Origin of the sequence: Staphylococcus sp. GDY8P67P (genome assembly GCF_017892545.1) — a bacterium.
In the GTDB taxonomy this organism is placed as follows: Bacteria; Bacillota; Bacilli; order Staphylococcales; family Staphylococcaceae; genus Staphylococcus; species Staphylococcus ureilyticus.
In genome coordinates, this window is sequence record NZ_JAESLH010000012.1 from 99,764 (window position 1) to 119,857 (window position 20,094).

A 20,094-nucleotide genomic window follows, 5' to 3' on the forward strand; every position below is an offset into this window, starting at 1 on the left:
ATACATGAACCCTTTATTGACATTTGAATCGGTAAGCAAAGCTTACGATGGAACTCAAATATTAGATAACATAGATTTAAATATTGAATCTGGACATTTTTATACACTATTAGGTCCATCTGGTTGTGGCAAAACTACAATTCTCAAATTGATTGCAGGCTTTGAACAAGTTGATCATGGCCAAATCATTTATCAAGGAAAATCAATTAATCAAGTTCCTGCTAATAAGAGAAAAGTAAATACAGTTTTTCAAGATTATGCACTCTTTCCACATTTGACTGTATTTGATAACATCGCATTTGGATTAAAAATAAAAAAATTAAACAAGGAAGTCATTAAAACTAAGGTACAAGATGCTTTAAAATTAGTGAAATTAACTGGCTTTGAAAACAGAATGATAGAAGGCATGAGTGGCGGACAAAAGCAAAGAATTGCGATTGCGCGTGCTATTGTAAACGAACCTGAGATTTTACTTCTAGATGAATCATTATCAGCACTAGATTTAAAACTAAGAACTGAAATGCAATATGAATTAAGAGAAATTCAATCTAGATTAGGCATTACATTTATATTTGTAACACATGATCAAGAAGAAGCATTGGCACTAAGTGACTATATATTTGTAATGAAAGATGGAAAAATACAACAATTTGGTACGCCGATTGATATTTATGATGAACCAGTAAATCGATTTGTTGCTGATTTTATTGGGGAATCTAATATTTTGCAAGGTACGATGGTCAAAGATTATGTCGTTAATATTTACGATCAATCATTTAAGTGTGTTGATATGGGAATTCCGAGTCAACAACAAGTTGAAGTCGTTATCAGACCAGAAGACATTGCATTAGTATCTCCTGGGGATGGGTTATTTGAAGTGACTGTTGAATCCATGTTATTTAGAGGTGTGCACTACGAAATCAATTGTGTAGATAGAAAAGGTTATGAGTGGATGGTGCATTCAACAAAGAAAACTGAAGTAGGCAGTAAAGTAGGTTTATATTTTGAACCAGAAGCGATTCATATTATGGTACCAGGTGAAACTGAAGCAGAATTTGATAAACGCATTAATAGTTATGAGGTAAATGATAATGCGTAAAATAAATAGATTTTTATTTATACCATACATTTTGTGGATGATTTTATTTATTGTTGTGCCAGTTATTTTGTTAATTTATTTTTCTATGATTGATATCCATGGTAATTTTAGTTTAGAAAATTATAAACAAATGATGACAACCAAATATTTTTTAATGTTATGGGACTCTGTATTGTACGCTGTACTTATTACGCTGACTACATTACTTATTAGTTATCCAGCGGCGTATTTTATTCGTACATCAAAACATCAGAATGTATGGTTATTGATATTAATTATACCTACTTGGATTAATTTACTTCTAAAGACCTATGCATTTATCGGATTGTTCAGTCATGATGGTATTATCAACCGAATATTATATAGTTTACACTTACCTAGAACGGAACTGTTATTTACAGGACCAGCGTTTATAATTGTAGCAAGTTATATTTATATTCCATTTATGATTTTACCAATTTTTAATAATATGAAAGACATACCAAATAATTTATTACAAGCTTCAAGTGATTTAGGTGCTAGTCGTTTAGCCACTTTTAAAAAAGTAATCATGCCTTTAACTAAACGAGGTGTATTAACTGGAGTGCAAGTTACATTTATTCCTGCACTTTCTTTGTTTATGATTACAAGGTTAATTGCTGGAAATAAAGTGATTAATATTGGAACGGCGATAGAGGAACAATTTCTTGTAATTCAAAATTATGGAATGGGTTCTACAATTGCATTATTTCTCATTCTCTTTATGGCATTTGTCTTAATCATCACAAATAATAAATCTACAAATGGAAAAGGGTGAATCATATGAAATGGTATGGCAAACTATATATCGGTATATTAATTGCAGTATTGTACATCCCTATACTGTTTTTAATGTTTTATTCATTTAATTCAGCAGGTAATATGATTCATTTTGAGCATTTTACATTAGCGCACTATCTATCTTTATTTAACAATGACAGATTGTTATCGGTTATTTTTAATACGATTGCAGTGGCATTATTAGCTGCTGCAATTGCAACGGTCGTCGGAACAATGGGAGCCATTGCTTTATATCATTTAAGGAATAAGAAATTAAAAATTTCATTACTAACTTTAAATAATGTGCTAATGGTTTCTTCCGATGTTGTTATTGGTGCATCATTTTTGATTATGTTTACGGCAATTGGTCACTTTACAGGGTTAGGTCTTGGTTTTATCACTGTGCTCATTTCACATATTGCATTTTGCATTCCAATTGTAGTGATAATTGTGTTGCCTAAATTATATGAAATGAATGCACATACGTTAGATGCTGCTAGAGATTTAGGTGCCACTGAGTTACAAGTGTTAAACAAAGTGATGTTACCACATTTATTCCCAGCAATTCTTGGCGGTTTTTTTATGGCATTAACTTATTCATTAGATGATTTTACAGTTAGTTTTTTCGTTACGGGAAACGGATTTAGTGTATTATCAGTAGAAGTTTATGCTATGGCTAGAAAAGGTATAAGTATGGAAATTAATGCGATATCGACTATACTTTTTATAACAATAATCATAGGTATTCTTGGATATTATTTGATACAAAAAATTATCAAACGAAATAAAGCATTGAAGCAGGTGACTCAACAATGAAACGATTTTTACAATTAATCTTGCTCTCAATTTTTGTTGGATTACTATGTCTATGGATAAGTCAAAAACTCACTGAAAAAGAGCACTCTGCTTCAGGTGAAAAAATATATGTGTATAATTGGGGAGAATATATTGATCCAAGTTTAGTAAAAAAATTCCAAAAGGAAACTGGTATTGAAGTTGTGTACGAGACGTTTGATTCTAATGAGGCTATGGAAGCCAAAATACGCAATGGTGGAACAAATTATGATGTTGCTTTTCCAAGTGAATATACGATAGAAAAAATGAAAAAAGAAGGTTTGTTATTGCCTTTAAATCATGAGAAAATACCAAATATAAAAAATTTAGATAAAGATTATATGAACATGTCATTTGATAGAGATAATCGTTATTCAGTACCATACTTTTTTGGTACAGTTGGTATTTTATATAATAAAAATGTGTATCCAAAAGATAACTTTAATTCGTGGGAAAGTTTATATAACCCAAAATATGAAAATGATATTTTATTAGTGGATGGTGCAAGAGAAGTTATAGGTTTAGGTTTAAACAAATTAGGCTACAGTTTAAATGATAAAAAAACACAACACTTAGCAGAAGTTGAACATGATTTGAAACAAATAAGTCCTAATATTAAAGGTGTCGTTGGTGATGAAATAACTATGATGCTTGAACAACATGAAGCAAATATCGCGGTTGTGTGGAGCGGTATAGCAGCGCCAATTGTGCAAAATAATAGCGACTTTGATTACGTGGTACCCAAAGAAGGGTCAAACTTGTGGTTTGATAACATGGTTATTCCCAAGACTGCTCAAAATAAAGCAGGTGCACACAAGTTTATCAACTTTATGTTAGATGCACAGAATAGTAAACAAAATACGGAATGGGTAGCTTATGCAACACCTAATAAGACTGCAAGAGCACAATTACCAAAAAATATCAAAGACGATGAACGATTTTATCCTTCAAAACGTACACAAGCAAGATTAGAAGTCTATAAAGATTTAGGTAAGGATACATTAAGTGAATATAATGAACGCTTTTTAAATTTTAAAATGTCGTTAAATTAAAGCGTAGTATAGTAGTTATTTTATCGTTTATTCGATATAATAGTTTGATAAGTAGTATAAGGAGTTGTATAGAAATGTCAGGAGAACAATATACTCAAGTTAGGCGTCCAGTGAGTCGACTAGCAGAAAAGGTATTGGGTTGGTTGAGCTGGATATTCTTACTATTATTAACAATCATCACAATGTTTATTGCACTAGTTTCTTTTAGTAGTGAAAGTTCTATTCAAAATTTAGAAACGTCGTTAAATGGTAATGATTTTATTCAGCAAATACTGGCGAATAATGGATTAAATACGATTCAATTCGTTATTTGGTTACAAAATGGTATATGGGCAGTTATCGTATATTTTATTGTTTGTTTATTAATATCATTTTTAGCTTTAATATCAATGAATATTAGAATATTATCTGGTTTTTTATTTTTAATAGCTACAATCGTAACTTTACCTTTAGTTCTGTTATTTGTACCACTCATTATACCGATTCTATTTTTAATAGTGGCAATTATGATGTTTGCACGCAAAGATAAAGTAGAAATGATACCAGCATATTATTCTGGTGGTTATCAAGGTGGTTATAATGACTATGGACAAGAAAGAAAAGCAGAACCAAACCCTGAACCAAGGACAGAACCAAGACCAGAACCAAACCCACAATACAAAGCACAACAAGATACTTCTGACGTAGAACAACCATCAAATCAAGAACAACAATTAAGAAGAGGTGGGTATAGTTCCGAAGTTGCTAATAAAGTAAATTCGGATATCAATTCAAAAGAGGAAGAACCTCAAGTACTATCTCGACAAGCAAAATACAATTATAAATCAAAACAGCAGTCAAATGATAATGATGAAAATCTTCAAAACGACCAAGCAGATCAAAACTTTGATAGCCAAGCCTCTGAAGAAGAAGCTAGACGTAGACAAGAAGCATTTGAAAAAGAACAACAACTTCAACAAGAAGCATATGAAGAACAACAGCGAATCAAGCAAGAAAAGGCTGAGGAAGCTGCCAGATTGAAACAAGAAAAAGCAGAAGAAAAAGCTCGGATCAAGCAAGAAAAGAAAGCACGTAAACAGCGTGAAAAAGAAAGACGTAAACAACAACCCAGTGCAGTTAATCAACGAAGAATGAATTTTGAAGAACGAAAGAAAATCACAAGTCAATCTGCAGAGTCATCAGAGAGTGATGAAGAACAAAACCAATCAAGTAAGAATATGCAAAGCGAAGCAGCAGATACTGATAAAGAAAAATAAAGCATGTATTTTATTATGCTATGCTCAAAAAAGAGCAAATCCATTTTGGATTTGCTCTTTTTTTATATGAATATTTGACAATTTTGACCGTTCACAAAATCACTATAATAATGAAAACATACAGAAATCGTCATTAAACAAAGGTATTAGATTTAAAAATAAACAAAACAGCAACTTCAATAAAGAAATTGCTGTTTTATTACTCTGTATATATTTAAGTAATATGTTTACATAAGTTCTTTAAATGTTTCTAATATTAAATATACATTTAATAAGCTTAAAATAATGATTAATAACCACGATATCGTATTAACCCAAGTTCTGTTTTTAAATTGTCCCATTAAATAACGATTGTTTGTTGCCAATTGTAAAGGTATTAATGAGAATGGTAAAGCTAAACTTAAAAATACTTGTGAAAATACTAGTAATTGTTCAATTTTAGCTTCATCACTTTTAAAAATAATGATACAGAATATAATTGGTAAAATTGCAAGTAGACGTGTAACAAGTCTACGTAACCAATTTGGAATTTTGAGGTGTAAAAAACCTTCCATTACAATTTGTCCAGCCATCGTACCAGTAATTGTAGAATTTTGGCCTGATGCTAATAAAGCAATTGCAAATAAGGTACTCATAATTGCCCCCATAGAAGCTCCTAATATAGGCTGGTTTTGTAAAGCATGATATAAATCGTAGAAACCACCTAATTGATCAGTGTTAACACCATAAAATAAGGCTGCACCTAAAACAAGTAATAAGCAATTAATAATAAATGCGATCGAAAGTTGAATATTAGAATCCATTGTAGCATATTTGATTGCATGTGCTTTTGATTTTAGACTATTTCTATCATACATTCTTGACTGCACAATAGAAGAGTGTAGGTATAAGTTGTGTGGCATAATTGTAGCACCAATAATCCCAAGTGCAATAAACAACGCGCTATTATTCGTTATGATTTCTTTGCTTGGTACAAAACCACTTAAAACCTCATTGACATGTGGTGAAGCGATAAACACTTCAAATATAAAGATCACAAGTACAGTGAAAATTAACGTACCTACGATTGCTTCTATCTTTCGGAAACCAAATCGCATAATAAAGAGTAATAAAAATACATCTAATACGGTGATAAGCGCACCAACAAGTAATGGAATGCCAAACAATAAATCTAATGCTATCGCACTTCCGATTACTTCTGCGATATCGGTTGCAATAATTGCTAATTCAGCAATAATCCAAAACACAAAAGATAATGGTTTATTTAAGTAATATTTTGTAGCTTGTGCTAAATCCATACCTGTAGCTATTCCTAATCTTACCGTCATACTTTGTAGTAACATTGCTGATAAGCTAGAGAGTAAAATGACGAATAGCAAAATGTATCCAAATTGTGCACCACCTTGCATTGAAGTAATCCAGTTACCTGGATCCATGTAACCAACTGCTACTAATAATCCTGGACCTAAATAAGATAATAACTTTTGACTAAATTTACCATTGGTATTAATAGAAACCGTATTGTTGATTTCTTCTAAACTTTTATTATGCATTTTTATATTATTAGTCAATAGTGATACCTCCTATACTTCTAACTAACTTTTTATAGATTACTCCAAAAAAATTATTAGGTCAACCTAACAAAGAAAAAATGTTAGGTTAAAATTTTACTGCTTTTAATTTTTTATTAGTAAATTAATATTTTGAAATATAGAAAATAATACTTTGTAATTTTGTAATATTGTTAAATTTGCTATGATAGTGATAATGAAAGAATAGGAGGAAAAAATGATGAATCGGAAAGCAGAAAAAATCCTTGCTTGGATTGCAAACGGTCTTAGTTTATTATTTTTAATACTCATGATTTTGGGGTTAATTTTATTGAATTTTCCCGAATCCAAGGAAGCATTAAATCAAATATATGAACAGCAAGGTATGTCTATATCAGCAGATGCACTTAAAGCGTCGATATTAATGCAAGGTGGATTTTTATTATTCGCGACGATTCTAGGATTCTGTGGTGTTTTTACAATTAAAGGAAACAGAATTTTAGCTGGGTGTCTTTTAATTGCAGCGGCTTTAATTAGTATTTTTACTGGTAATTTTATCGCATTAATACTTTGGATAATTGCTGGTATTATGCTGTTAGTAAAAAAAGACAAAATTCAATCACAATATCAAATGAAGTCAAATGACAATAGTGAAAATGGCAAGAATAATGATCCACGACAAAAAAGTGACATGAATCCAGAGCAAGAATTAAAAAAGAAAAAAGATGAGGACCCATATATTTATTAAATTATGTGAACGATTCGTACCATTAAAAGATTTATAAAAAATTGAAAATATACGCTAACTGCTAACAAAGTATTGTCTATGTTAGCAGTTTAGTTATGAGTATAATTTTTGGATTTAATAAGAATACAGACATAGAAATTAAATAAATATATTTTTTTGCTTCGTCCGTTAATTTAAAGTTAGTTAACGAAATACGTTAAAGTACATTTATTAACATAAAAAAAGAGTCTAGGTCGACTCAACGATGACCTAAACTCTTTCATATTATTCTTTTTTTCATTCTAATCAGCATAACTGGAGTGGGACGACGAATTTTTTTAATAAAAATAAATTTCTGTCCCACTCTTTTTATAAGGTCTAAGCTATTTATACCTTGGTTGCTTTATAGAATCGGAGTTAAACATTATTTATAAAATTTTAATAACTGTGCGAAAGTCTCTTCTAAAAAGTTTAAGAAAGCTTTATCTGTTTTTAATTCATTCGCATTTGGGGCAAGTGTGCGTGCAACAAATAATTCACCTTTTTTCACTTTTTTAACACGATCAATTGCACTCTGTATATCATCGTCTGACATGTTTGCGATGTAAGTTTTTTCTTGAGACATGTGGTCCAAGCTTAAACTATAATCGGATGGTAAGTTTTTAAGGGTTTGAAATTGTTCTTCAAAAACCTTCACACGCTGCGCTTTATCTTTTGCTTCGTGCATAACACCATACATGACAAATAATTGGTTTTCAAAAAGACCTATTTGAAAATGAGGCAACATTTTATAACCGCGATTGTTAGTTGCAAATGCAACCCATGTATCCTTAGGCGGATTTACACTTCGTCTTGCATGTTTAGCAACGTGAGGATAAAATACTTCTCCTGTTGTTGCCTCTAAATATTGGGAAAAATATTCTCCTAATTCATGTAATTGTGGTCGAACATGTTTATTCAAAGCTTCCATTCTGTTATCTAAACCATCAACAGTAAATGCTTTAAAATCGTTTGCTTTAAATGTATATTTAGCCATTTTAACCTCCTAGTATGTAATTATTATTTTTATTTTAGCACAATATTATTCTATAAACATTGCCATTGCATTTTTCTTTGAACGATATTACATTGCACAGAAACGTGTATAAACCTATGAATCAGGGTAAAAACATAGTATTATTAACTAATATGATATTACATACAATTGACTATTTTAAATATATAAAACTTTATCTTATTAAATATTAATGAAAAGTGAGTCGTGAAAAAGGAGAGGGATACAATGACTGTTTATGAGTTTGCAAAAGGCCTTATTTTAGAAGCGGGCATCAATGTAAAAAAAATCATGAAACAAGGTATAGAAATAGAAACTAAGTCAAATCCCAATGATTTAGTGACGAATGTTGATAAAGCGACTGAAAAGTATATTTTTGACAATATTAAGCAGACTTATCCAGAACATTTAGTAATTGGTGAAGAGGGACATGGACATGACCTTAAAGATGAATCAGGTATTGTATGGGTTGTTGACCCAATCGATGGGACGTTGAATTTTGTACATCAAAAAGAAAATTTTGCAATTTCTATAGGCATATTTAATGATGGCAAACCATATGCAGGATTTGTATACGATGTCATAAATGATAAACTTTACCATGCAAAAGTTGGAGATGGTGCATTTGAAAATGGGAATTCGTTATCTACTATTCAATCGAGTCCTTTAAAAACAAGTATAATTGGTATTAATCCAAATTGGCTTACAAAGCCAAAGTTAGGTGAAGTGTTCAAACCAATTGTGGATGAAGCTAGAAGTGCGAGGGCTTATGGCTCGGCTGCCTTAGAAATTATTCATGTAGCTACGGGTAAATTAGGAGGCTACATTACACCTAGATTACAACCTTGGGATTTTGCTGGTGGTTTAATCATTTTGCAAGAAGTAGGTGGCATAGGCACAGATTTAATGGGAAATGCCTTGTCCATATATGAACCGAGTTCCATAGTAATGGCAAATCCTCAATTACATGCAGAACTATTAGAATTTCATTTTCAAAAAAATAATGAAATGATAGAAGCATTACAAAAACGATTAAAACATTAAAGTGATTGTTTTGAATCATATAACTAATCAAATTTTAACTTTTAAAGTAAGTGATGTGATACAGAAAGTCAATGATGGTTTAATTAGTAGCGTGTTAAATACAAACTTTAAAGCATTTTTAAATAAAATTAACATATAAAAAAGGACAGAAAATACATTTTTTAATGATTTTCTGTCCTCATTTATTTTATAATTATAACCAATTATTCTCACGATATTTCTTTTTTAAAGTGAAACCGCACCCAAATGTTGCAATGAATAGTATAAATGTTAAAATCATCATTGGAACATTTGTAGCAGCGATACTAAAGCTAAACAAAAGCAAAAATATAACAGCTATGATAGCGAGTACCCAGAATATTGATTTAGATTTTTTTTGTTGCATCCCAACCACACCTTTATAGTTTTCTTTAACCAATTATATGATATAATAAAAAAGTTGCAAAGAAAAGTGGGAATTTACTCGAGAAAGGAAATTATATAAAATGACTAAAATAAGAGAAGATGTTCGTAATATCGCAATCATCGCTCACGTTGACCATGGTAAAACAACATTAGTAGATGAATTATTAAAACAATCAGGAATTTTCCGTGAAAATGAGCATGTTGATGAGAGAGCAATGGATTCTAACGACATAGAAAGAGAACGAGGCATAACAATTCTTGCTAAAAATACGGCAATTAATTATAAAGATAACAGAATCAACATTTTAGATACACCTGGACACGCCGATTTCGGTGGCGAAGTTGAACGTATTATGAAAATGGTTGATGGTGTAATCTTAGTTGTAGACGCTTATGAAGGTACAATGCCACAAACACGTTTCGTATTAAAAAAAGCACTTGAACAAAATTTAAAACCTGTAGTAGTAGTAAATAAAATTGATAAACCTGAAGCTAGACCTGAAGGTGTAGTAGACGAAGTTTTAGATTTATTTATTGAATTAGAAGCTAATGATGAACAATTGGATTTCCCTGTTGTTTATGCATCAGCTGTTAATGGTACTGCAAGTTTAGATTCTGAAAAACAAGATGAAAACATGCAATCACTTTACGAAACAATTATTGATTATGTGCCAGCGCCAATTGATAATAGAGAAGAACCGTTACAATTCCAAATAGCATTGTTGGATTATAACGATTATGTTGGACGTATTGGTGTAGGACGTGTATTTAGAGGAACGATGCGTGTTGGTGATAGTGTATCTTTATTAAAATTAGATGGCTCTGTAAAGAATTTCAGAGTAACTAAAATTTTCGGTTATTTCGGATTAAAACGTGAAGAAATTGAAGAAGCTTATGCAGGCGATTTAATTGCTGTTTCAGGTATGGAAGACATTAACGTAGGTGAAACTGTAACACCTAATGATCATCAAGAGCCTTTACCGGTTCTTAGAATAGATGAACCTACATTGGAAATGACATTTAGAGTTAATAACTCACCGTTTGCTGGACGTGAAGGTGACTTCGTAACGTCTCGTCAAATTCAAGAGCGTTTAGATGAACAATTAGAAACAGATGTATCATTAAAAGTAACTCAAACAGAATCTCCAGATAAATGGATAGTTGCAGGACGTGGTGAACTACATTTATCTATTTTAATTGAAAATATGAGACGTGAAGGTTATGAATTACAAGTTTCAAAACCACAAGTTATCTTAAGAGAAATTGATGGCGTTAAATGTGAACCATTCGAACGTGTACAATGTGAAGTACCACAAGAATATACAGGTGCTGTCATAGAATCATTAGGTCAACGTAAAGGTGAAATGCTAGATATGGTGACTACTGATAATGGTTTAACTCGTCTGATATTTATGGTTCCAGCACGTGGTTTAATCGGTTATACTACTGAGTTTATGTCACAGACACGTGGCTACGGTATTATTAACCATACTTTTGAAGAATTCAAACCTCGTGTTAAAGGCCGTATAGGCGGTAGAAGAAATGGTGCGCTTGTGTCTATGGACAAAGGTCAAGCAAGTTCATATGCGATTATGGGATTAGAAGATCGTGGTACGAACTTTATGGAACCAGGTACTGAAGTATATGAAGGTATGATTGTCGGTGAACACAATCGTGAAAATGACTTAACAGTAAATATTACGAAAGAAAAACACCAAACTAACGTACGTTCAGCTACAAAAGATCAAACAGTTACAATGAAACGCCCAAGAAAATTAACTTTAGAAGAAGCATTACAATTTATCAATGATGATGAATTAGTAGAGGTAACGCCTGAAACGATTCGCATTAGAAAAACAATTTTAGAAAAAGCAGCGCGTGAAAAAGAAGCAAAACGAATCAAACAATTAATGCAAGAAGAAGAGTAATTAGTAAATCATCATAGTATTGGAGCAATAAATACTTTTGATTAACATGGCAATGTCAATTTCTATTGGAATAATATAGAGATTGATGTTGCTTTTTTTATGATATTCACTTGTTAAGTAGTAAAAATAATCTGTATTTGGTAATATAATTAGTTCGATTTTTAATTAATTAGGCGTTTTAGTAAAGCAGAGGTGTTATATTAACTTATAACTTTTATACACATGACATCAAATTAAATCATTTAATTGTATTTATTCATGATAGATAAATATTTTGATTTTGTAGCGAATATCTTTGATAAGTAATCGTGAAATCTAGAATAGTAGTTACTGATAAAACTTCAAAGTATATCATGAGTTGCTTGAGTATACAGGATCAGTGTTGTTTCACATCAAGAAAGTTAATTGATAAGCAATGGTGATATAAAACAAACCCTATAAAAGTTTCAAAGTGATAAAAACTTCCACAGGGCGTATTTTAAGATTAAGGTTCCAGTTGACTTATAAAATATTAACTGTCGATGACGATGATCAAAGCTATTAACGATTGCTAATATGATGAAGCTATATTTTGCTTTTTGATTTAAAACATGTGTAAGTCTGTACAAATAGATTATCGATGGTCGAAAGTTGTTGCTTGATTACGTTGTTTTGGTGTATCCAGACGACTTTTACATTCGTCGCACATAAAAGTGTGCATTGGATCATTTCTTAATCTTTTAGCTTCTAATGTATTTTGATCAATGAATACTTCGGTATCACAGATAATACATTGCACTTTTATCATTTAAATCACCTCGATGTGAGTAACATACTTGAACTCATATGAATAACCTTGTTCTGGAATATAGACAAAACTATCTACGAAGTTATCTTCATAAAGTCTTTTACCATCACGAGCGAATTGGAAGAAAAGATATGGTAGTAAATCTATTGGCACTTCTATTGAGTCATTATCATTAAATAAACGTATTGCTTTCGCATGATCATAAGGCTCAGCATTTTTGAAAAATGGTGACATATTAATTACAAATGAATTTTCTAAAACTGCTCTTTTTCTATATTTAATTTCTGAATTAAGTGTTGGAGGATTTGTTTGTCCTTCTAAAATTGCACGATTCCATTCCCGATTGTCATCGAAATTGATTGGTTTAGTGCCGTCAAAAACACCACTCTCTAAATCTTCTAATTTAACTTTTCTATCATCAAATATCCAAGTTGTACTATCTAAAGTAATTGGAAATTTAACTTCACCCTTAATTTGAATCATAATCCCACTCCTAATGTATTATAAAAATTTTAAATAAAACGAATCGACAAAAAGTTCAGCCGTTACAATAATTGACATTTTTGTGAATTTAGACGTAATTAAATAGTTTATATCATAAGAGATGCTTCATATAAATAAAAATGTCTAATTGCTTGAACGCTCATAGCACAATGATTTGTGTAGTTCGTTTCATTAATTATATATGTAACTAAACTAAATATATCACTATTTCTAATATTATCATAAATAACTAGCCTTAGTATATTACTGAATTCGCTTGCTTTTTCTGTATCAGTAAGATAAACTTTTACATATAAAGTTACAATTGATAGGGGGAGTATGTCATGGTAAAGGGCCAAAAATTAAACAGTGCGGCATATGACCAATTAAATAAAGATGCAGACAGGATTCTTCAATTGATCAAAGTTCAAATGGATAATCTTACATTACCTCAATGCCCATTGTATGAAGAAGTTCTTGATACGCAAATGTTTGGTTTACAAAAAGAAGTTGATTTTGCTGTTGAACTAGGCTTGGTAGACAGAGAAGCGGGCAAAGATTTAATGCTTCGTTTAGAAAAAGAATTGTCTAAATTGCATGAGGCATTTACAAACGTTTAATTGGATTCAGTAATTTTAAAAGTATAAATTTATTTTTACTAAATAAAATGATATAAAGTGAAATTAAGTAGTTAAAAAACTACATAAGATATTTGAAGTGGCTAAGATGTCAATATTATATTGATTGTATCGTAGCCACTTTTTTTGTTTGATAACAAAGGATGTATTAGTATATTAATGATTGAACAACAAATTATATTTGTTCGAAAAATGAATACAATTTTTGATATACTGTTAAAGGTACAATTAATTTAAAAAACAATTTCGGTTTTTAGAATAACGTAACGTTTCTGAAACTTTTATTAAAAATGATTAATATGTAAAGAATATATAAAATAGAATTGGATGATATGTCGAATGAATAACATAAAGAGTTTTTTTCAATATATTAGTAAGAATGCTAAATATATTGATTATCCGTTAGTAATTACATATTTGTTGTTATGTCTCATTGGCTTAGTCATGGTATATAGTGCAAGTATGGTTGCAGCCACTAAAGGTTCTTTAACAGGCGGTGTACCTGTGACAGGAACATATTTTTACACTAGGCAATTAATGTATGTAATTATGAGTATCATTCTTGTTTTTATTATGGCTTTTGTGATGAATGTGAAGTTTTTGGAAACAATTAAGTTTCAAAAATGGATGATGCTTGGGATTATCTTATTATTAATGGCAACGCTTTTAGTAGGAAGTAATATTAATGGTTCGAAAAGTTGGATTAATTTAGGCTTTATGAATTTACAAGCTTCAGAACTGTTGAAAATTGCTTTGATATTATATATTCCATATATGATTGAAAAGAAAAGGCCAAAAGTTTTTAAAAATCCTAAATTAATGACTTCACCAATCATTTTATCTGCTATTTGTATTGGCCTTGTGTTTTTACAGCGCGATGTAGGGCAAACATTATTAATTTTAATAATTTTTTTCTCAATCTTATTTTATGCAGGTATTGGCGTTCAAAAATCGCTAAAATATGGTTTAATTGTTCTTACAGGTGTTGTACTTATTGGTGGCTTATTTTTACTCATAGGGCTCGTGCCAGATTATTTAACGGCTAGATTCAGTACCCTTACAGATCCATTTAGTAATGAAGGTGGCACAGGTTACCACATTTCTAATTCATTAATTGCAATTGGTAATGGAGGATTGTTAGGCCGTGGTTTAGGAAATAGTATTATGAAATTAGGTTATTTGCCGGAACCACATACTGACTTTATTTTCTCTATTATTTGTGAGGAACTTGGACTTGTTGGAGGGCTAATTGTCATTTGCCTATTATTCTTTATTGTATATCGTGCATTTGAACTTGCGAGTAAAACAAGCTCATACTTTTATAAATTAGTTTGTGTAGGTGTTGCGAGTTATATAGGTAGTCAAACATTTGTCAATTTAGGTGGTATTTCAGGCACGATACCTTTAACTGGTGTCCCGTTACCATTTATTAGCTTTGGTGGGTCATCAATGATTAGCTTAAGTATTGCAATGGGACTATTGTTAATTACAGCTAAACAAATTAAAGTAGATGAATCGAAAAGAAGACAGCAACGTAAACATACTAAAAATTTTAGCGTGCCAAAAAATAATTAATACGTGCAAAATAAGCAAACGATTCAACATGCAAATGTTGGAAACGTTTGCTTATTTTTTTATCTGTACAAGCTACTTTTGAAAAAGTTAATAAGTGTAACTCTTTCGATAAGTTTAAGTTATTAATAATGATAACTTTATATTATGTTGTTTTTGTGATATAATCTCTCTTAAATACGATAGGTATCCATTTTTTCAGTGTTAATTACAATAAAATAGTTAGTCTTATCTTTAAAATAAAAGTAATGGTTTTATTGTAATTTTAAATAATGTGAAAACTATTTTACTGTATACATAGTTCGTATTTTGCTATAATCAATTTTATATTCAACTTTTTAGAAAATTCAAAATTTAAGGGGGACCATGATTTGAAACAAATTAATAAACTTATGGTAGCCAATCGTGGAGAGATAGCAATAAGGATTTTTAGGGCTGCAACAGAATTGAATATTAAAACAGTTGCGATTTATTCAAACGAAGATAAAGGGTCTTTACATAGATATAAAGCTGATGAGTCATATTTAGTTGGGAAAGATTTAGGACCAGCAGAATCATATTTGGATATAGAGCGCATTTTAGATGTTGCGAAACGTGCAGGAGTGGACGCAATTCATCCTGGTTATGGATTTTTAAGTGAAAATGAAACTTTTGCTAAACGCTGTCAAGAAGAGGGGATAAAGTTTATCGGCCCACGTGTCGAACATCTAGACATGTTTGGGGATAAAGTTAAGGCAAGAACGACAGCTATAAATGCTGATTTAAGAGTTATTCCAGGTACAGATGGACCAATTGATAATCAATCCGATGCAATTGCTTTTGCAAATGAAGCCGGCTACCCATTGATGATTAAAGCTACAAGCGGTGGCGGCGGTAAGGGTATGCGTATTGTGCGTTCAGAAGATGAATTGGAAGAAGCATTTCACAGAGCAAAATCTGAAGCAGAGAAATCTTTTGGTAATAGTGAGGTTTATATTGAAAAATATATAGATAATCCAAAACACATTGAAGTACAAGTCATTGGTGATGAACATGGAAACATCGTTCATTTATATGAACGTGATTGTTCTGTCCAAAGACGACATCAGAAAGTTGTTGAAGTTGCGCCATCTGTTGCACTTACTGATGATTTAAGAGAGCGTATATGTGATGCTGCGATTCAATTAATGGAAAATATTGAATATGTAAATGCTGGTACAGTTGAATTTTTAGTATCTGGAGACGATTTCTATTTCATAGAAGTTAACCCTCGTGTACAAGTTGAGCATACAATTTCTGAGATGGTAACAGGTGTAGATATTGTTAAAACTCAAATTCTTGTAGCAGATGGTGAAAAACTATTTGATGATGAAATAGGCATGCCACAACAAAAAGATATTCAAACATTAGGCTATGCGATTCAATGTCGTATTACAACGGAAGATCCAACAAATGACTTTATGCCAGATACTGGTAGAATTATTGCTTATCGCTCAAGTGGTGGCTTTGGTGTCAGACTTGACGCTGGTGATGGTTTCCAAGGTGCCGAGATTTCACCATATTATGATTCATTACTTGTAAAATTATCTACACATGGTATGACGTTTAAACAAGCAAATGAAAAAATGGACCGTTCATTACAAGAAATGCGCATTCGTGGTGTGAAAACTAATGTGCCATTTTTAATTAATGTAATGAGAAATACTCAATTCAAGACCGGAGATTACACGACTAAGTTTATCGAAAGTACACCTGAGTTATTTGATATTGAACCTACGTTAGATAGAGGAACAAAGACATTAGAATATATAGGTAATGTATCTATCAATGGTTTTCCTAACGTAGAAAAAAGGCCGAAACCGATTTATGAAACGTCGCCAATTCCTCAGGTTCCAAAAAAGGTTGTCGAAAAATTTGAAGGTACAAAGCAGTTATTAGATCATAAAGGGCCACAAGCAGTTGCGGAATGGTTAAAACAACAAGAAGATGTATTAATTACAGATACAACGTTCAGAGACGCACATCAGTCATTGTTGGCCACACGCGTACGAACTAAAGATATGATGAATATTGCTTCTAAAACAGCAGAAGTAATGAAAGATAGTTTTTCATTAGAAATGTGGGGCGGCGCAACATTTGATGTTGCTTACAACTTCTTAAAAGAAAATCCGTGGGAAAGACTTGAAAGATTAAGAAAAGCTATTCCAAACGTTTTATTCCAAATGCTTTTACGTGCATCTAACGCTGTTGGCTATAAAAACTATCCAGATAATGTCATTAAAAAATTTGTGAAAGAAAGTGCTGATGCAGGTATAGATGTCTTCCGCATATTTGATTCATTAAATTGGATAGATCAAATGAAAGTGGCAAATGAAGCCGTTCAAGAAGCAGGTAAGATTTCAGAGGGCGCTATTTGCTATACAGGTGATTTCTTAAATAGTAATCGTTCTGATATTTACACATTAGATTACTATATAAATATGGCGAAAACACTTGAATCAGAAGGATTCCACATTTTAGCAATTAAAGATATGGCCGGTTTATTAAAACCAAAAGCTGCGTATGAATTAATCGGTGAATTAAAAGCAGCGGTCAATTTACCAATTCATTTACACACACATGATACAAGCGGAAATGGGCTATTAACTTATAAAGAAGCTATAGATGCAGGTGTAGATGTCATTGACACAGCAGTTGCATCTATGAGTGGTTTAACCAGTCAACCTAGTGGTAATTCGTTGTATTATGCACTGAATGGTTTCGGTAGAAGCATGCGTGCAGATATTGATGGTATGGAAGAATTATCACATTATTGGGGTACTGTACGTCAATACTATAGCGATTTCGAAAGTGATATTAAGTCACCTAACACAGAAATTTATCAACATGAAATGCCAGGTGGACAATATTCGAATTTACGTCAACAAGCGAAAAGTTTAGGCTTAGGCAATAGATTTAATGAAGTGAAAGATATGTATAAACGTGTTAATTTCTTATTCGGTGATATTGTTAAAGTAACACCTTCATCAAAAGTTGTTGGTGATATGGCTTTATACATGGTTCAAAATGATTTAGATGAACAAACGATTATAAAAGATGGATATAAATTAGATTTCCCTGAATCTGTCGTATCATTCTTTAAAGGAGAAATTGGTCAGCCGGTAAATGGATTCAATAAAGACCTTCAAAAAGTGATATTGAAAGGTCAAACACCATTAACTGAACGCCCAGGAGAATACTTAGAGCCAGTCGATTTTGAAACAGTGAGACAAGAATTAGAGGAAAAACAACAAAAAGAAGTCACTGAGCAAGATGTAATCAGTTATGTGTTATATCCTAAAGTCTATGAACAATTTATTTCGACACAAGAACAATATGGCAATGTATCACTTCTAGATACGCCAACATTTTTCTTTGGCATGAGAGCAAATGAAACTGTAGAAATTGAGATTGATACAGGTAAACGATTAATTATTACACTTAAAACGATTACAGAACCTGATGAAAAAGGCGTACGTACGATATTTTATGATATGAATGGTCAGGCTAGACGTATCTTTATACAAGATGAAAATGTGAAAGCCAATGCCAGCGTTAAACCCAAAGCGGATAAACTGAATCCAAATCATATTGGTGCACAAATGCCAGGATCAGTTACAGAAGTAAAAATTACAGAAGGTGAATCTGTGACGAGTGGGCAAGCATTATTGATTACTGAAGCTATGAAGATGGAAACAACTATTCAAGCACCATTTGATGGTGTCGTAAGAAAAGTGACAGTACAAAATGGTGATGCGATTGAAACAGGAGATTTATTAATAGAAATTGAAAAAGAGCAAGAAGATTAAACTAAAAAATGCTGGGATACGGTTAACGTATCCCAGCATTTTTGTAAGTTAATTAAAGTAGATTATCCGCCACTTCTTATCGTTCTTAGCATCAATACAATAAAGTAAGCAATTAAACCAAACAATATTGTTATGAATAGTGCGTGCAATAAAGCAATTAATAAATTCACTTCAGTAATAATAGATAAAGCACCTGTAATCACTTGTAAAATTATTAAAATAAATGCAGCGGTATAACCAAAACGAATTGTTCGATTTTCTTTGTAATTATTAATTGCGTGTATAAACGTAATTAAAATCCAAATAAAAGCGATTAAAGCCATACCTCTGTGAGTGAAGTTCACCCAATCTTGTACGTTATGAGGTATTAAATCATTAAATGGAAGCGGCCATTGACCATAAGCTAAACTTGCTTCTTTATGTCTAACTAAAGCTCCAGTATAAATCGTTAAATATACAATGACTGCCATAATCCATGTGTAGATTCTAAGTGGTTTACGAATAAATAATTCATCAGCTTCGTATTTACGGTCTACTTCAAAGATAATTAACGCTAAAACAAATACTGAAGAAAATGAAATTAATGAAATACCAAAATGTAACGCTAAAACATAATCGTTTTGTTGCCACATGACTGCTGCTGCACCAACAAGTGCTTGTAATAATAAGAAACCAATACTAATCATGCATAACGGTTTAACTTCTTTGATATAACCAATATGTTTCCAAGCAACTATCACTAGCCATAAAACAAGAATTAAAGATAGACCTGATACTGCACGATGACTTAATTCAATAATTGTTTGTATAGGCAAATTTTGAGGTAAAAAAGCACCATGACATAACGGCCAGTCAGAGCCACAACCATCAGCTGAACCAGTTTTAGTAACTAGGGCACCTCCTAGCTGTACAAATGCCATTATTATCGCTGCCAATACAGATAACCATTTCAGGTTTTTTTTGTTAAACAAGAATTAACCCCCCACAAATAAATAAAACAGAATATGAGTAATGGTTCAGCTCAAATGATAACAACCATT

The 20,094-nt window shown here is 31.6% G+C and carries 17 protein-coding genes; 11 read left to right on the forward strand and 6 right to left on the reverse strand.

Going from position 1 to position 20,094, the window contains the following annotated elements:
- The first annotated feature begins 4 nt into the window (after positions 1–4).
- The 5 genes from KA833_RS05080 to auxB all read left to right on the forward strand — a co-directional run bounded on the left by KA833_RS05080 (position 5) and on the right by auxB (position 5,039).
- On the forward strand, positions 5–1,099 hold the full coding sequence (locus KA833_RS05080) for an ABC transporter ATP-binding protein (protein WP_046207868.1): 1,095 nt from the start codon (positions 5–7) through the stop codon (positions 1,097–1,099).
- Entirely contained in the window at positions 1,092–1,895 is an 804-nt protein-coding gene (locus KA833_RS05085; RefSeq protein ID WP_210128072.1) for an ABC transporter permease, read from the forward strand. The genes KA833_RS05080 and KA833_RS05085 overlap by 8 nt, the downstream gene beginning before the upstream one ends.
- Positions 1,896–1,900: 5 nt before the next feature.
- A complete protein-coding gene (locus KA833_RS05090) occupies positions 1,901–2,713 on the forward strand; it encodes an ABC transporter permease (protein ID WP_046207866.1) in 813 nt (270 codons plus the stop codon).
- Positions 2,710–3,783 carry an ABC transporter substrate-binding protein gene (locus KA833_RS05095; protein WP_064209099.1) on the forward strand — a complete coding sequence of 358 codons (1,074 nt, stop codon included), beginning with the start codon at positions 2,710–2,712 and terminating at the stop codon, positions 3,781–3,783. The genes KA833_RS05090 and KA833_RS05095 overlap by 4 nt, the downstream gene beginning before the upstream one ends.
- Positions 3,784–3,857: 74 nt before the next feature.
- Positions 3,858–5,039, forward strand: coding sequence for a lipoteichoic acid stability factor AuxB (auxB, locus tag KA833_RS05100; protein WP_046207864.1), 1,182 nt, complete (start codon positions 3,858–3,860; stop codon positions 5,037–5,039).
- A gap of 227 nt (positions 5,040–5,266) precedes the next feature.
- On the opposite strand, the gene KA833_RS05105 is transcribed toward auxB, so the two are convergent.
- Positions 5,267–6,592 carry an Nramp family divalent metal transporter gene (locus tag KA833_RS05105; RefSeq protein ID WP_064209130.1) on the reverse strand — a complete coding sequence of 442 codons (1,326 nt, stop codon included), beginning with the start codon at positions 6,590–6,592 and terminating at the stop codon, positions 5,267–5,269.
- Positions 6,593–6,830: 238 nt separating this feature from the next.
- On the opposite strand from KA833_RS05105, the gene KA833_RS05110 reads away from it, so the two are divergent.
- Entirely contained in the window at positions 6,831–7,337 is a 507-nt protein-coding gene (locus KA833_RS05110) for a DUF4064 domain-containing protein (protein WP_046207863.1), read from the forward strand.
- Between the two features lie 403 nt (positions 7,338–7,740).
- On the opposite strand, the gene KA833_RS05115 is transcribed toward KA833_RS05110, so the two are convergent.
- Positions 7,741–8,352 carry a YktB family protein gene (locus tag KA833_RS05115; RefSeq protein WP_046207862.1) on the reverse strand — a complete coding sequence of 204 codons (612 nt, stop codon included), beginning with the start codon at positions 8,350–8,352 and terminating at the stop codon, positions 7,741–7,743.
- A gap of 246 nt (positions 8,353–8,598) precedes the next feature.
- On the opposite strand from KA833_RS05115, the gene KA833_RS05120 reads away from it, so the two are divergent.
- Entirely contained in the window at positions 8,599–9,414 is an 816-nt protein-coding gene (locus tag KA833_RS05120) for an inositol monophosphatase family protein (RefSeq protein WP_046207861.1), read from the forward strand.
- Positions 9,415–9,607: 193 nt separating this feature from the next.
- Here KA833_RS05120 and KA833_RS05125 read toward each other — a convergent pair whose 3' ends face one another.
- The gene (locus KA833_RS05125) at positions 9,608–9,799 is read right to left on the reverse strand and encodes a DUF5325 family protein (RefSeq protein ID WP_046207860.1); all 192 of its coding nucleotides are present in this window, start codon (positions 9,797–9,799) and stop codon (positions 9,608–9,610) included.
- A 100-nt stretch (positions 9,800–9,899) separates the two neighbouring features.
- Here KA833_RS05125 and typA point away from each other — a divergent pair, with 100 nt between their 5' ends.
- Positions 9,900–11,747, forward strand: coding sequence for a translational GTPase TypA (gene typA / locus KA833_RS05130; protein ID WP_046207859.1), 1,848 nt, complete (start codon positions 9,900–9,902; stop codon positions 11,745–11,747).
- A 613-nt stretch (positions 11,748–12,360) separates the two neighbouring features.
- Here the strand turns inward: typA and KA833_RS05135 are convergent.
- Both KA833_RS05135 and KA833_RS05140 read right to left on the reverse strand, forming a co-directional pair.
- On the reverse strand, positions 12,361–12,534 hold the full coding sequence (locus KA833_RS05135; protein WP_073342466.1) for a DUF2197 domain-containing protein: 174 nt from the start codon (positions 12,532–12,534) through the stop codon (positions 12,361–12,363).
- A complete protein-coding gene (locus KA833_RS05140; protein ID WP_046207858.1) occupies positions 12,535–13,017 on the reverse strand; it encodes a hypothetical protein in 483 nt (160 codons plus the stop codon).
- A gap of 344 nt (positions 13,018–13,361) precedes the next feature.
- Between KA833_RS05140 and KA833_RS05145 the strand changes: the two genes are divergently transcribed.
- From KA833_RS05145 to KA833_RS05155, 3 genes are all read left to right on the forward strand, one after another.
- The gene (locus KA833_RS05145) at positions 13,362–13,637 is read left to right on the forward strand and encodes an Fpa/YlaN family protein (RefSeq protein WP_019469266.1); all 276 of its coding nucleotides are present in this window, start codon (positions 13,362–13,364) and stop codon (positions 13,635–13,637) included.
- A 357-nt stretch (positions 13,638–13,994) separates the two neighbouring features.
- Positions 13,995–15,230, forward strand: coding sequence for a cell division peptidoglycan polymerase FtsW (gene ftsW, locus KA833_RS05150; protein ID WP_046207857.1), 1,236 nt, complete (start codon positions 13,995–13,997; stop codon positions 15,228–15,230).
- A 368-nt stretch (positions 15,231–15,598) separates the two neighbouring features.
- Entirely contained in the window at positions 15,599–19,054 is a 3,456-nt protein-coding gene (locus KA833_RS05155) for a pyruvate carboxylase (RefSeq protein WP_046207856.1), read from the forward strand.
- A gap of 62 nt (positions 19,055–19,116) precedes the next feature.
- Here the strand turns inward: KA833_RS05155 and KA833_RS05160 are convergent, their stop codons facing one another.
- Entirely contained in the window at positions 19,117–20,025 is a 909-nt protein-coding gene (locus KA833_RS05160; RefSeq protein ID WP_046207855.1) for a COX15/CtaA family protein, read from the reverse strand.
- Positions 20,026–20,094: the final 69 nt, after the last annotated feature.

Coding starts and splice junctions, on each gene's coding strand:
- KA833_RS05105 (WP_064209130.1), bottom strand. CDS start 6,592: ATGCATAATAAAAGTTTAGAAGAAATCAACAATACGGTTTCTATTAAT.
- KA833_RS05140 (WP_046207858.1), bottom strand. CDS start 13,017: ATGATTCAAATTAAGGGTGAAGTTAAATTTCCAATTACTTTAGATAGT.
- KA833_RS05135 (WP_073342466.1), bottom strand. CDS start 12,534: ATGATAAAAGTGCAATGTATTATCTGTGATACCGAAGTATTCATTGAT.
- KA833_RS05095 (WP_064209099.1), top strand. CDS start 2,710: ATGAAACGATTTTTACAATTAATCTTGCTCTCAATTTTTGTTGGATTA.
- KA833_RS05120 (WP_046207861.1), top strand. CDS start 8,599: ATGACTGTTTATGAGTTTGCAAAAGGCCTTATTTTAGAAGCGGGCATC.
- KA833_RS05115 (WP_046207862.1), bottom strand. CDS start 8,352: ATGGCTAAATATACATTTAAAGCAAACGATTTTAAAGCATTTACTGTT.
- KA833_RS05085 (WP_210128072.1), top strand. CDS start 1,092: ATGCGTAAAATAAATAGATTTTTATTTATACCATACATTTTGTGGATG.
- KA833_RS05145 (WP_019469266.1), top strand. CDS start 13,362: ATGGTAAAGGGCCAAAAATTAAACAGTGCGGCATATGACCAATTAAAT.
- ftsW (WP_046207857.1), top strand. CDS start 13,995: ATGAATAACATAAAGAGTTTTTTTCAATATATTAGTAAGAATGCTAAA.
- typA (WP_046207859.1), top strand. CDS start 9,900: ATGACTAAAATAAGAGAAGATGTTCGTAATATCGCAATCATCGCTCAC.
- KA833_RS05110 (WP_046207863.1), top strand. CDS start 6,831: ATGAATCGGAAAGCAGAAAAAATCCTTGCTTGGATTGCAAACGGTCTT.
- KA833_RS05125 (WP_046207860.1), bottom strand. CDS start 9,799: ATGCAACAAAAAAAATCTAAATCAATATTCTGGGTACTCGCTATCATA.
- KA833_RS05080 (WP_046207868.1), top strand. CDS start 5: ATGAACCCTTTATTGACATTTGAATCGGTAAGCAAAGCTTACGATGGA.
- auxB (WP_046207864.1), top strand. CDS start 3,858: ATGTCAGGAGAACAATATACTCAAGTTAGGCGTCCAGTGAGTCGACTA.
- KA833_RS05090 (WP_046207866.1), top strand. CDS start 1,901: ATGAAATGGTATGGCAAACTATATATCGGTATATTAATTGCAGTATTG.